Here is a 12,956-nt window from a genome sequence, read left to right as displayed (position 1 = left end):
GTGCGGCTTCCTAATCCATTGCCGGTAACTTGTCAGTGATTTTCATCTGTTCTTCCAGCGGTAATTGTTTGGTGAACAGTACTGACTGCAACAGACTTTTAATCTGATTTAGCGTTTGCGTAAAATCCGAAGGATTATTTCCACACAACTTTTCGATCAAATCCCTGATTTGTTGGATGGGCAGAATTACGCCGGCACTGTACGCTATGGCATCGTTATTCCGATTTCGCGCAATGATAGCGGCTGTCAATGATTCTCGAATGCTGGCGATGACGGCTTCACGATTATTCTCGCTTCTGTCAAACCATGCACGCAGCTCCTCCAATTGCTTAGGATGATCGAATTGGCAAGTCTGAACAGCGGGATAGGTGCCCTTCATTAGATGTGTCAATACCTGGCGTGGCCCGACTTCCACCGTTCGGCTGATTCCTTGACTGTTCAGATAATGCATCGTTTCCAGCCAGCGAACCGGTTCGGTCATTTGGCGGTAAAGAAGCGGAAGTAGTTCTTGCCGCCCATACGTTCTTGCCGTCACGTTCGATATGACCGGCCACCGGGCGTCCCTAGTCTCAATCCTCTCCAGTTCAACGGCCAGTTGCTCCGCCGCTGATTGCATCAATGGACTATGAAAGGGGGCGCTAACATTTAAATATTTAACGCTTACATCTGTAAATTGCGCTTGTAGCCGATGAACCACCGATTGTACAGCTATTCGATGACCGGCAAGCACATGTTGGTTCAAAGAGTTATAACAAGCAATAACAACTTGTGATGTGTCGTTACTAGCTTGACGACAAAACTCCTCCAATTGATCAGAAGCAGCATGCGTCACAGCGACCATCGCTCCAATGTCGGAAGAATGCGCAGCTTGCATTAACATCCCCCGCTTCCTTACAATCCCGAGTCCGTCCCGAAAAGATAGCACACCGCTGCATACAAGTGCGGAATATTCGCCAAGACTATGTCCGGCCATAAAATCAGGTTGCCACCCCAGTTCCCTCCTGCCGATTTCGAAGGCAATAACGCTTACTGCCAATATGGCCGGTTGTGTATTCATCGTCTGCATAAGCTGTGAATGGCTACCTTCAAAACACATTTCAGTAAGATTGAACCCCAGCGCATCGTTCGCTTCTTCGAAGTAACGCTTTGCTACAGTAAATTCATCGTGCAACTTTCTTCCCATACCGACATATTGTGATCCCTGACCCGGAAACAAAAATGCCGTAGTTGGCATAAGCAAACCTCGATTCGTAGTATTTTGTTTTAAAACAATTAAAGCGGTATGAAAATTACTCTATGTTGGGAGATTTTGATGAAAGATGTCGATTTGTGGTTGATAAAAGAAGAATTTGCTTTCGAGTTATACTCAATAATAGGATATAGTTGTAATTTAAGCATAAAAATACAATACAGTACAATTTATTTCCATGTCAAGTAAGTATTTAGCTTAAAAAGAGGCTGTTCTAAAAGTAGATATACTACTGGCGGAGGAAGACGGAGCGTTCTCAATTCAATTTTACATACTCTCTCTTCAAAAAAGAAGGGTGTCACAAGCAGCCATTTCATGGCTTTTTGTGACACCCTTCTTCTATTAATCCATCGTCAAAAGCCGAGGAGATGTAGTTTGAATAGATTTGGATGCTGCCCAACAACCTAGACCAGCAGCGATGATGCTTAGAGGTATCATCAAGGCTATCCCTCCACCGTTCATAATCAGTGGAACTTCAACAATTCCGTAATCTGCCAATATAAAGTTAAGCAGAGGGGGGAGTCCTACTAAACCTAATGGAATTCCGACCAGCGCACCGATCCCCGATACGACAAGGATTCCAGTGGTTTCCGACAATCGGATTTGACGGGATGTCATACCGATTGACTTGTAAATTCCGTAGGTACGGCTCTCTTTCTTCATGTTAATTCGGCAAATACTGTATATGATAACAAACGTAATGACGATAAACAACAGCGCCATGACCGACATTGGCAGTACGATGATCGTGACAGCCTGGGAGAATACCTCATCAACCAGCGCAGCCTGACTTGCTATCCAGATTACACTTCCATATCGCTGATTCAATTCATTCACGAATTGATCAACTGAAGTTCCCTCATGCAGATTAACAAATGTTGTGTTCATCGCACTTCCATAGTCTGGATTACTTTTTCTGATGACGTCAGCGGTAATTCGCCCCGTATTGGACATGTTCGCGATCGCCTGGTAAATTCCGGTGACTGTCAGAGTATGTTTTTCACCCTCAATGTAAATGTCCAATGAGTCGCCTGACTTGATGCCCAGAGTTCTTGCAACATTCACACCGACCGAGATTTCATTGTCAGAAACTGGGTTATGACCCTCAACATTTTCATAGCCTATTTCATCATAGTTCCCATCAGCCACCGTCAGTAATATCCCCATCGTATCCTGTTTCATTTCAACCCCAGACTCCTGAGGCATCGGCAATACCGCATTTGCATCCCCGTAACGTGAGTAATTCTTAACTCTCGGATCCGAAAGAACCTCTTCTTTAAGCTGTTCAAAGGTCAATTCGGCTGGATTATCGATTCTTACGGACAGATCGGCCGAATCATAGCCCCATTTGGCAATGGTTCCATGTATGGACGAAATGCTGTATACAAACAGGAAACCAAAAACGAGTACAGAGGTGGACAAAGCCGATATCAGAACAATCAGCAGCGAACCCCGAATATTTTTCGTGACGCTTCTTAGCCCGATAATCATAGAAGTCGGAAGAGCGCCTATCTGGAGGAGCTTTCGTTTCCATGTTCCACTCCCTCCTGATTTTTGGGAATACGCCTTCTCCGACATGCCATAACGAACGGCTTGTGCGGGCTCGACACTGCGCGCCTTATTAGAAAACAGCAGGGCAGAGAGGAAGATAACCGCTACTACAGCCGCGCCAGTCCAAATGCCTGTTACTGAATACAGCCCATTCATACTTGATGACCCTGTGTTGAGATAAGCCATGGAATTTGCAATAATTGTACCTGAGAGGATATTGCTGACCAGAATCCCCGGGATGACCGAAACGAGCGCCAAGAGGGTATATTGCCCTACATAAGCCATAATTACTCTGCTGGAAGATAATCCAACGGATTTTATAATCCCGATCGTCCTGTAGCTGGAAAGAATAGCATCGGAAATCGTGAATCCCAAGGTGTAAAGGGCAACAGAGATCATGACGACTGCAAGAAATATCATAATGAAACTGATGACCTGGTTCGCAATCATATAATACGAAGACAAGCTCTCGAAGTCTTTAACCGATTCCAGATAGGGGGTCCCGAGAGACTGTTCAAATCTTTCCCAGTAGGCCCTGTTTTGGCTGTAGTCATCAAACCGCAATCCGGTCATATACTTATCGTCGCCCGGCAATGTGGTCATATTTTTATTATAATCCTGATGATTCAGCCAGATTCTCCCGCTCGTAGCAAATGGCGAACAGTATGAAATATCCACGACGACGGCCGCAACGTTCAACTGGATAACCCCTTCGTCCGTCTTAAATTCAATCGGATCCCCAACATGAATATCATTGGGATAAGCCAGAGAGGTGGGAATCCAGGCGCTTCCTTCTTCCGGTGTGCTTTTTTCTTCTCCTTCTACAAACTGCAGCCGGTCGACGGGAAAAGGTCCGCTTGGTGCATCCATCATGAATAAGTCAACATTAGGGATCTCTTCTCCAGCGTGAGACATACTAGACAGATAGCGGTACCGCATTAAATCCGAAACAATGACGCCTTTCTGCTTCTCCCACCAATTGTGTACCTGGATCGGATCATGGATGCCGTTCTCCATCCGCAATATTTGATGGGCGCCATGGGACTGATCATGCATACTCTCATACATACGATTTGTGTTGTTAAGAACCGACACAGCCGTTGAAAGGAGCAGGGCTGCCAGCATGATGATGATTGCAATGAAGCTGTTTTGAACTTTTTTATGCTTCAGGTTCGTCCAACATAGTTTCCATGTTGCATACATCCCTACCCCTCCTTACCTGACATAAAAATGAATATTTGGTTTTCTCTTGCTTTCAATTCATCCGGGGAATATTTGCCCAGTTCCAATATCCCTTCGATGTTTCCGTCTTTGACCAAAACTAACCGATCCGCCCTGCATGCAGCTTTTATATCATGCGTCACCATAACGATCGATTGAGCATTCTGGTTCATTTCGGTCAAAAGATCCAAAATAACTGCACCTTGCTCCTGACTTAATGCCCCTGTTGGCTCATCCGCAAAAATCACTTCTGGGGAATTGATCAAGGCTCTGGCAATAGCTGCTCTCTGCTGTTGGCCTCCAGATACTTGGGATGGCAGGCGTTCTGCTTGAGCCCCGATCCCTATCCTATTCAACAGGTCTAATGCTTGTTTATTCACATCCTTTTTGCTGCGGCCAGCCACGTACCCCGGGAAAGCAACATTTTCAAGCAATGTGAAATCAGGAATCAAATTGATCGATTGATACACATAGCCGATTTTGTTGGACCTGAAATCCGTAATTTCCTTTTCTGAATATTCATCAATTCGTTCTCCTTTGAAAATCACTTCTCCGGAAGTGATTCCATCTAGGCCGCTGAGGAGGTATAATAACGTAGATTTACCCGAGCCCGAACTGCCCATAATAACCGTAAAGTCACCTTTGTATACTTCAAGATTAATACTTTTAGCTGCGAGAAACTGTTCATTTCCCGAGGTGTAGACTTTGCATAAATCAACCGTCTTGATTAAAGTTTCTTTCTTGGAATTTTGTGTTATCAAAAGGACGCCCCCTAAAATTAATCTTATTTTTCTTCCTGATATTCGCCTGAATTCTGTTTGATCTCAAGATTGCCGGTGTCGGAGATAAGTTCTACCAATGGGCCTCCCTCACCGATATAACCATCCTGATAATTCGGCAGTGTCACCTTAATGGTTCCAGAATCCGCAAACAATTTGGTGCGCAGTGCTTGGGGAGCTTCAGCTGTTTGGATGAGAATATCTCCCGTATCAGATGTAGCACGGATATTTTGACTTATGTTAACAAAAGAAGCAGTGATTGCTCCCGTATTTGTTTCTGCGTTTATTACCCCTTCTTTTATATCCATCTTTATAGAACCCGTGTCGCTTATCACCCGATATTCGCTCGCCAAGACGGAGCCTACATAAATATTTCCTGTGTCAGTCACAACCTGCAGCTGGTTTAACTGGGTTTCAGGAATCCCTATCGTGAGTTTAAGGTTCGTATAGATATCAAAGAAACGGAATTTGCTGTCCTGAACAACTTCAATTCTGGTTTGTCCCTGATCCTGAGTGATATCCAGCCGGTAATCCTTCAGCGACTGCTTTGTTGTCTTTCCCTCCAAATTTGCCTTGATTTCATGTCCCTTAATTGGCACCACATCTACCGTCCCTGTTTCTGTATGGATAAGGACGTTTGTTGTCTGGTCCATCCGAACATTTTGTTCAGTAGAAATCTCACCCAAATTGAATGGCGACTTTCCTAACATATACAGCACTACATTTCCAATTACTCCGATAACGATCAGTAGAAGAGCAAGTCTGGTTAAGTTCCGGAATCTATTTTTCAATATAGTTCACATCCTTTTTATGACTTTCAAATTATATTTCAGATACCTGATAACAAGATTGTAATAAATTCGGGTAAATTTTAATGCTCCAATGACTATCAAAATTCCTCCACCGACCAAGACAAGCATAAGAAAAATATCATTGAAGAAAAACGCGACCGACTGATTCTGAATAATGAATAAGATCGGCGAAATGATTAAGAAAATTGCAAAGCCGAATCCCCCGGCAATGATAACTAAAGAAGCGACAAATGGCAGCATAACGATAATTAAGTTGAACAATCCTAAACTCACTGTTGCCAAAACCGCTTTAGTTACGCTTAAGAGCGTAGGCGATTTATCCGCCTTTGCAATTTGAGACTGGGCAAGTACTTCACGAGCAACCAATCGGGGATTTCCCAGCTTGGAGATCACCTCTGCTTCAGACCGTCCGCTTAATTTGGCAAACTCAAAATGTTCCCTGAATTCAGCCATAATATCAGTAAATTCCTCAGGAGGAAGCAGCTTCAGATACTGTGCCAATTCATTTAGATAGGCTTCTTTATTCAATCCGATCCCTCCCCAATCATTTCCTGCACTCCTACGGCAAAAGCGTTCCATTCTTCAATCATTTTGTTCATAACTTTCCTTCCCTCATCGGTAATCTTATAGTATTTGCGGGGAGGTCCCTCATCCGATTCGGATAAATAGGTTGAAAATAATCCTTCCGAAGCCAGTCTTCTTAACAACGGATAGATGGTTCCCTCCGCTATTTCAAATTTTTGCGATATCTGTTCAACTAACTCATATCCGTAACGGTCCTTTTTTGATGTTAAAACAAGAACACAAAGCTCCAACACACCCTTCTTGAATTGAACATTCATAATTTTTCACCACGCTTTATTTAGTACTGAGCAATAAACAGTAGCTGTTAATACAAATATTACCACCTACTACCGTTTATTGCAAGGTACCTGTCAATATTTTTCCCTTTGACTCCATTTTCTGGGTATATTTTTGGACAGCGGAAACAATGTCGTATATCGTAAAATCATTACCCTATGAGCCTGTGAGGTACGACAAGTGAAACTATCAAAACTCCTTAATGAAGACCGAACAATCCTGAAATTTTGGCAATGAAGACAGCCATCAAAGCGACCAGGACTTGCGAATGCACGAAAGATATCAAACGATCTTGCTTAATCTTCATGGAGTGTCCAAAAAGGACATCAGCAAGTTCATCGGATGTTCACTTTCCACCGTCTACAATTACATAAACGCCTATCGCAGAGAGGGAATCCACGGTCTGCGACTCGAACCACCTATTGGACGTCGGCCTTTTCTGACCGCCGAACAAGAGCAATGCGTTTATCTTCCGCCAGATACTTGAAGGCCGCATCCGCAAGTCTATCTGCCGTTGACCAAGCGCTCGGATACTTCCGAATAAAGCCGTGCCGCGTATAGTCGCTCTGCGTCTGCTCGGCTAACCCCTCAGCACGCTTATAATCGAGGAACCGCGCTACGCCGCTTCCCACGATTATCTACACTAACTTTCGTAATTCTCACCACAACAAAAAAACACCCCTTCCGCAATTTACGGTGGAGTGCTTCGAGTGTGTTTGCGCGAATCCTGTGTACCTGCAAATGCTTCATTACAAGTACACAGAACCCAACGATAATTATCGTCCATTTAACACTGTCTATCAGGAATAAACCTAGTTATGCCGAGGACCGGGATCGAACCGGTACGGTAGTCACCTACCGCAGGATTTTAAGTCCTGTGCGTCTGCCAATTCCGCCACCCCGGCAGGATTATGTATTTCTTGGCGACAAGAAATATCTTACCATGAACTAATTAACTTTGCAACACTTTTATTAAAAATAATAAAAAAATGAAACAGGCACTGCAAGCGTCAGCTCACAGTGCCTAGAAAGTCCGAGTTGCGGTCCCGGACTTCCGGTAAACCAATCTATATTAAGGGAGGTGTGAGATAAGAATACCTCCCCAACATTAAAGAAACCTAAAATCAGCCTTAAATTAAACTAAAAAAGTAAAATAGGTCGAACACGAGCCGCTTCTTCCTCACTGCACTCCACGATAACCAAGATATGGTCCTTTAACAGCCAATCTTCGTAATACCGCGCATCCTCCTCCGAGATCCCCGCTTCAGTCAGTGTAAGCACCAAATCATCGGTCTCACTCCCAATCTCATTACCAGCGAGTCTACGCACTGCATTTCCGATCGACATCGTCTGATCCATTCGCTTCCCCAGACCAGCCAATATGCCTTTCAGAGCGCCAAAGGCACCATCTGTTCCGGCACCCTTCAAAGGTTTGGGCAGCCCCGTCTTTTCGCTCACCAGCTCCAGATTAAGCTGCTCCTTCGCCACCGCTCCCAAATATTTATCCTTGATGCCTTCCTCTTTGACCTTATTCAGCATAATTATAGCCTCGTTCTCGGTACGGGCCAGCCCAATAATTAATTGTGTCATTCCGTTCCCCTCCTTTTACCCTAATATAACCCCGTAATCCCCATTCAAAAACGGATCATCCACAGCTAAGACAAATCACCTAGAAGATTGTTGATTTCTCTTCTGGAAATCTATACCTAGTTCTGATAGACTAGATAAAGAAGACAAATTAACCATTGAAAACATTGACATATGGATTTAACATCTCATAATCAGGAGCAATGACTTATGAAAAAAGAGGTAGAAATTGCCATCCGGCGCAAGCAACAGATCATGGTTCGTAATACAAGCGGTCAGACGGTAACCGGATTTCCCGAGCGTACCGCTGATACATCCATTCTTTCCTTACGTACGGTCCACGGCAGTCTGTGGATACCGTTTGATGAGGTGGAACATGTTACGCGTCTGTTAAGCATCCGGTCTCATCATTTAAGCGGAATGCAACTCGTTTAGTCGGCTCTGTAATCCTAGAAACTCCAGTTCCCGTATAGATACGTTAACTAGATCTATTTATGCCAGCACTTTACACCAAAAAACCAGACGCATGCACGTCTGGTTTTTCTCTTCTACTTATCCTGTACCACGCTGCCACTGACCTCACAACAAAGGCCTTACAATCCTTATTTCTGCCCAACCATATCCTGTTGTTACTTCACTACAAACTTCACTCGTGTTCCATCCGGATATGTACTTAACTGATTCCCTACCCATGAACCTGCACCACGATTATCCTTCGGGGTAATGTACTGGATATCTGCACCTGTTCCTCCCTCAGCACACATCGCCATGGGCCACTCGTCACGATCCTTACCTTTTTTGACCGGAACACCCTTAAGTGATAGATCCCGATTGCCTTCCGCTCCATTACGATTAATGGTGCATACATCCGAATGCCCTGCCTTGATAGCAGCTTTAATATGTTTGGCTGTTTCGGGATAACGCTCTGAAGGGAACGTAATGGTATGGTCTACACTCTTATTAGTCCCACCGAATGGATTAGGTATCTCCTCGGGCCATTCGCCCCCAGCCCAGGCATAGAGGGCTACCAGCAGCATTGCTACCAGCGTCAGAACCTGCTTTTTGAAACCTTGCTTACCTTTACGTTTTCTTCTTGTGCGTCTCTTACTCATGCTGTGTCTCCCCCATTCAACACTTGCATTATAACAGAACGCCCGTTCGTAAAACAATCCAATACAATAAAAAAACAGCCGAGACCGCCCGGCTGTTCTGCTTGATTGATTATCCTACATTGGGAATGGCCTGTTGGCGCAGCAAGGGCAGTGTCACCTCAAACTGTGTACCTTTCCCCTCTGTACTCTCCACCGAAATCTGACCATTCATCAGTTCCAGCAGTTCTTTGCAGATGGTCAGACCAAGACCGCTTCCGCCAAATCGGCGCGCATGGGAGATGTCGGTCTGGGTAAATGCATCAAACAATGGTTCGATCTGATGCTGAGGAATGCCAATTCCCGTATCACGCACAGAGAATACCAATACAACGGTATCCATCAGTTGTTGCCTCACATCCACCTGTAACTGCACTTCACCTTGTTCTGTGAACTTAATTGCATTACTCAGCAAATTATCCAGTACCTGCCGAAGTCTTAGCGGATCACCGATAAGCACATCAGGAACATTCAGATCAGCATGACAGAGCAGACGAATTTGTTTATTCCGTGCCGCAGGCTCATGTGTCTTCACAATCTGTTGGATCAGCTTCAACGGCTGAAATTCAATGTTTTCAACATCCATTTTGCCTCTGCCCAGTTTCGCCATATCCAGGCTGTTGTTAATGATGTTCAGCAGCGCCTCACCTGATTGACGTGCTAGCTCCAGATATTCTTTCTGCTCATCCGTAGTTTCACCCATACTGGCAAGTTCGATCATGCCCATAATGCCGTTAAGCGGGGTACGAAGCTCGTGATTCAGCTTGCCGATGAATTCCAATTGCCCTCTGCTGTTCATCTCAGCCATGGAAGTTGCAAACTTCAACTGCTGTTCAGCATACTTCCGTTCTGAAATATCGTATTGAATGCCTACAAAATATAAACACTCTCCGGATTCATTCAAGATCGGATCGATATTCAGTTCGTTCCAGAACTTCTGACCACTTTTTGTATAATTTAAAATATCAATCTTAATGGACTGTTGTTTCTTTAACGCATCACGAATCTGCATTATCGTTTCCGGGTCTGTATCCTGCCCTTGCAAAAATCGGCAATTGTGTCCGACAGACTCTTCATACGTATATCCTGTCAGTTGGGTAAAGTGTTCGTTTACATACATGAGCGGAAGCTCAGGCAAGGTAGCATCGACCACCGTCACGGAGGATTTCACTTTCGAGATGATAAATTCCCATTGTAATGAGAGTTGATTATGTTGGCTCATGCCTTCCTCCTTCATCTCACACACATTAATGTTTATATATTCTGCAATCGTACATTATAAGGAGAGAAAACTAACCAGTCGGAATGTGTTGATATTAAATCAATATATTTTAATTGTAACATAGTTATTCAAGTCATGTGGTTTATGGGTAATAGTTGATAACTAACATTCCACAATAACCTAACTACTCACCAGGAGGAACATACATGAAATTTCTGTTAATTATCATCATTATTATTTTGATTGTAGTCTTTTTTACCAGACGCAAACGTTAAAATAAGATCCGTTATGTAAGTGAGAAAGGAAGATGGGTATGAGAACCCTCTTTTTTATATTCATGGTACTCTGTATCATCAATCTCTGTTTCCCAAAATTCGGCTGGTATCTGCGCTATGGCTGGATTTCCCGGGGCGAAGCCGAACCCAGCAGGCCTTATATGACTATGGTCAGAACGACCAGCCTGCTGATGTTGCTTATCGCCTTCACACTTGCTATGGCATGAACTATAGGCATTAGAAGATGACTGCCCTGTTGGGCAGTTTTTTTGTGATGAAATGACGGGAAAATGATAACTTTGTTTGTGGTGCAATGATGACAATGCCCGTAATATAGATATATCGTTTCGGAAAGGACATCATTGGCATGAACATCGCATTTTATCCGTACTGGGCCGCCAAAACGCTGCTCTCGCTTATTAATGTCATATATATCATAGTCATTACTACATTTATATACGGTCTCACTGGATCGGTACTCTCTGCTGCAATGTTTCCACTTATTCAGATCATTGCACGCATAATAGCCGGTCTCACTTTGCCATTACTTGTGAACCGTTTCCCATTCTCCAGACTATTGATCAGCATTTCCATAGCCAAAACATTAATCATGACCTGTATAGCCATTTCGTTGAATCACATGATTTCACAACTGCCGCTTCTATTGCTCGGAGTGATTGTACTATCCTTCTTGGACGGATGGGAAACTCCGTTACTGAAGACTTTAACGCCACGATTGGTTCAAGGTGAGGACCTTATAAAAGCAAATAGCCTACTATCTTTCTCCAATCAGACTGTAACCATTGTCGGTTACGCCATGACGGGATTCGCCGTGATGAACTGGGGAGCGTCACAGACCTTCTGGGCAGCTACAAGCCTGTCCTGGGCCGTTCTGATCTTCATGATTGCCATGGGCTCGCTCACACGGAATGTAGAACAACCTCAGAAATCTGCTGTATCGCGGAATGTATTGAGGGAAGGTTGGAGTATACTTTGGAAGAATCCATCATTACGGCTGATTACGCTTATGGACATTGCCCAAGCACTTGCGGGTTCCATCTGGATCGGAGCTGTTACGCTGGCCTTTGCAAAAGAAGCTCTGGGACGAGGAGAAGGTTGGTGGGGACTCATGAACTCGAGTTACGCTGCTGGAACCATGCTTGGAGGTATTCTGGCTCTTGCACTAGCCAAACGTATTCAGAAGCATCTAATCGCTAGTATGACCATGGGTTCTCTTCTCTTCAGCCTTCTGACCGTCGTTTATGGTCTAAACAACCTGCCATGGCTCGCTCTGGTGTTATGCATACTGATGGGTCCAGTTCATCAGATTCGTGATGTGGCTCAGCAGACAGCGCTTCAGAACAGTGTACCTGTCGAATCCCTAACCAAGGTATACGCCACCCATGGCGTCCTGATATCCACGGTTATGAGTGTATCCATAGTTATCTTTGGTCTAGTCGCCGATCAACTGGGCGTTCGGTGGGTATACCTTATCGGTGGAGCCTTGTTTATTGTATCTGCGATATGCTCATTATCGTTGAGCAGAGTTCACAGAAACCATCCCATTGCTAAACATACGAAAAATATGTAAATGAAAAGAGACGAGCAACATTCTGCTCGTCCCTCATAATCTCAATCCAATCGATAATCTGTAAGCGGCTTGCCTTTTTTATAATACAAAGTAGGTGACAATATATTGAAGAAAATGTGCACATCCGGCATATATGCTTCTTCCAAAATAGCTTGCACCGACGATGCAATCCGATTATGAATCTCCTGGTCACGTTGAAACATCAGAATCTCTATAGAAGCCGGAGAAGGTGTCAGCGCTTGTACATCATGACGCTCTGCCTTCATTCTCTCCCTTGGAATATGAGTAATTAGGGCCATCTGCTCTGTAATTTGGGGTACAACTTCCTCTAGCTGAGGACCTGTGAATCCTTTAAAGCGAATAAACGGCATTGCTATCCCTTCAATCTCTGTTAATAGTCTCTTATGTGATTTTAAGCACATTGTTTTCAGTTGTCAAATGTCATGGATGGCATATGTGGCTTCTTATAAATAGGAAAAGCCCCGCTGAAGTCTCAGCGGAGCCACTGTTTGCACGTTTCTACACGTGACTTACAGCCAGAAAGATTTTGTGATGATCACGAGCAGGATGAAAAGCACAAGAATTGCACTTGTAGAAGTCCATCCGCCACCAGCATTACAACAACCGTATCCAACTTGACTCATTTGATTGGCCTCCTTT

15 protein-coding genes and 1 tRNA gene are annotated in these 12,956 nt (G+C 44.2%); 4 read left to right on the top strand and 12 right to left on the bottom strand.

Going from position 1 to position 12,956, the window contains the following annotated elements:
- Positions 1-10: 10 nt before the first annotated feature.
- The 6 genes from fabD to AC1DE7_RS16560 all read right to left on the bottom strand — a co-directional run bounded on the left by fabD (position 11) and on the right by AC1DE7_RS16560 (position 6,454).
- A complete protein-coding gene (gene fabD / locus AC1DE7_RS16585; RefSeq protein ID WP_405157580.1) occupies positions 11-1,234 on the bottom strand; it encodes an ACP S-malonyltransferase in 1,224 nt (407 codons plus the stop codon).
- A gap of 357 nt (positions 1,235-1,591) precedes the next feature.
- The gene (locus AC1DE7_RS16580) at positions 1,592-4,003 is read right to left on the bottom strand and encodes an FtsX-like permease family protein (protein ID WP_282320777.1); all 2,412 of its coding nucleotides are present in this window, start codon (positions 4,001-4,003) and stop codon (positions 1,592-1,594) included.
- Positions 4,004-4,005: 2 nt separating this feature from the next.
- Positions 4,006-4,782 carry an ABC transporter ATP-binding protein gene (locus tag AC1DE7_RS16575; protein WP_127550779.1) on the bottom strand — a complete coding sequence of 259 codons (777 nt, stop codon included), beginning with the start codon at positions 4,780-4,782 and terminating at the stop codon, positions 4,006-4,008.
- 23 nt (positions 4,783-4,805) lie between these two features.
- Complete coding sequence (locus AC1DE7_RS16570; RefSeq protein ID WP_477534814.1) at positions 4,806-5,510, bottom strand: DUF4097 family beta strand repeat-containing protein; 705 nt, start codon at positions 5,508-5,510, stop codon at positions 4,806-4,808.
- Positions 5,511-5,597: 87 nt separating this feature from the next.
- On the bottom strand, positions 5,598-6,140 hold the full coding sequence (locus tag AC1DE7_RS16565) for an HAAS signaling domain-containing protein (RefSeq protein ID WP_164783394.1): 543 nt from the start codon (positions 6,138-6,140) through the stop codon (positions 5,598-5,600).
- Positions 6,137-6,454: a PadR family transcriptional regulator gene (locus tag AC1DE7_RS16560; protein ID WP_127550772.1), complete on the bottom strand. Its 318-nt coding sequence runs from the start codon at positions 6,452-6,454 to the stop codon at positions 6,137-6,139. Before AC1DE7_RS16560 ends, AC1DE7_RS16565 begins: the two co-directional genes overlap by 4 nt.
- Before the next feature lie 287 nt (positions 6,455-6,741).
- On the opposite strand from AC1DE7_RS16560, the gene AC1DE7_RS16555 reads away from it, so the two are divergent.
- Entirely contained in the window at positions 6,742-6,960 is a 219-nt protein-coding gene (locus AC1DE7_RS16555; protein WP_390925961.1) for a helix-turn-helix domain-containing protein, read from the top strand.
- A 332-nt stretch (positions 6,961-7,292) separates the two neighbouring features.
- Here the strand turns inward: AC1DE7_RS16555 and AC1DE7_RS16550 are convergent.
- Positions 7,293-7,378, bottom strand: a tRNA-Leu gene (locus AC1DE7_RS16550).
- 235 nt (positions 7,379-7,613) lie between these two features.
- The gene (locus AC1DE7_RS16545) at positions 7,614-8,063 is read right to left on the bottom strand and encodes a general stress protein (protein WP_047843724.1); all 450 of its coding nucleotides are present in this window, start codon (positions 8,061-8,063) and stop codon (positions 7,614-7,616) included.
- Between the two features lie 207 nt (positions 8,064-8,270).
- Between AC1DE7_RS16545 and AC1DE7_RS16540 the strand changes: the two genes are divergently transcribed.
- Positions 8,271-8,495: a hypothetical protein gene (locus AC1DE7_RS16540; RefSeq protein WP_017687353.1), complete on the top strand. Its 225-nt coding sequence runs from the start codon at positions 8,271-8,273 to the stop codon at positions 8,493-8,495.
- Between the two features lie 194 nt (positions 8,496-8,689).
- Here AC1DE7_RS16540 and AC1DE7_RS16535 read toward each other — a convergent pair whose 3' ends face one another.
- Entirely contained in the window at positions 8,690-9,172 is a 483-nt protein-coding gene (locus AC1DE7_RS16535) for a NucA/NucB deoxyribonuclease domain-containing protein (RefSeq protein ID WP_047843725.1), read from the bottom strand.
- A 109-nt stretch (positions 9,173-9,281) separates the two neighbouring features.
- Entirely contained in the window at positions 9,282-10,430 is a 1,149-nt protein-coding gene (locus AC1DE7_RS16530; RefSeq protein ID WP_477534813.1) for a sensor histidine kinase, read from the bottom strand.
- 307 nt (positions 10,431-10,737) lie between these two features.
- Between AC1DE7_RS16530 and AC1DE7_RS16525 the strand changes: the two genes are divergently transcribed.
- Together AC1DE7_RS16525 and AC1DE7_RS16520 are read left to right on the top strand one after the other, a co-directional pair.
- Positions 10,738-10,932 (top strand): DUF6199 family natural product biosynthesis protein, encoded by a 195-nt coding sequence (locus AC1DE7_RS16525; RefSeq protein ID WP_036614780.1) that lies wholly within the window; start codon positions 10,738-10,740, stop codon positions 10,930-10,932.
- Between the two features lie 140 nt (positions 10,933-11,072).
- The gene (locus tag AC1DE7_RS16520; RefSeq protein WP_477534812.1) at positions 11,073-12,296 is read left to right on the top strand and encodes an MFS transporter; all 1,224 of its coding nucleotides are present in this window, start codon (positions 11,073-11,075) and stop codon (positions 12,294-12,296) included.
- A gap of 41 nt (positions 12,297-12,337) precedes the next feature.
- Here AC1DE7_RS16520 and AC1DE7_RS16515 read toward each other — a convergent pair whose 3' ends face one another.
- Together AC1DE7_RS16515 and AC1DE7_RS16510 are read right to left on the bottom strand one after the other, a co-directional pair.
- Positions 12,338-12,667: a DUF1904 family protein gene (locus tag AC1DE7_RS16515; RefSeq protein WP_036614785.1), complete on the bottom strand. Its 330-nt coding sequence runs from the start codon at positions 12,665-12,667 to the stop codon at positions 12,338-12,340.
- A gap of 159 nt (positions 12,668-12,826) precedes the next feature.
- Positions 12,827-12,940, bottom strand: a complete 114-nt coding sequence (locus tag AC1DE7_RS16510) for a YjcZ family sporulation protein (RefSeq protein ID WP_082219140.1) — start codon at positions 12,938-12,940, stop codon at positions 12,827-12,829.
- Between the last annotated feature and the right edge of the window lie 16 nt (positions 12,941-12,956).

Source organism: Paenibacillus sp. 10L310 (assembly GCF_056395745.1).
The sequence above is the reverse complement of the archived record's forward strand: the minus strand, read 5'-3'. Positions and strand labels throughout refer to the sequence as shown.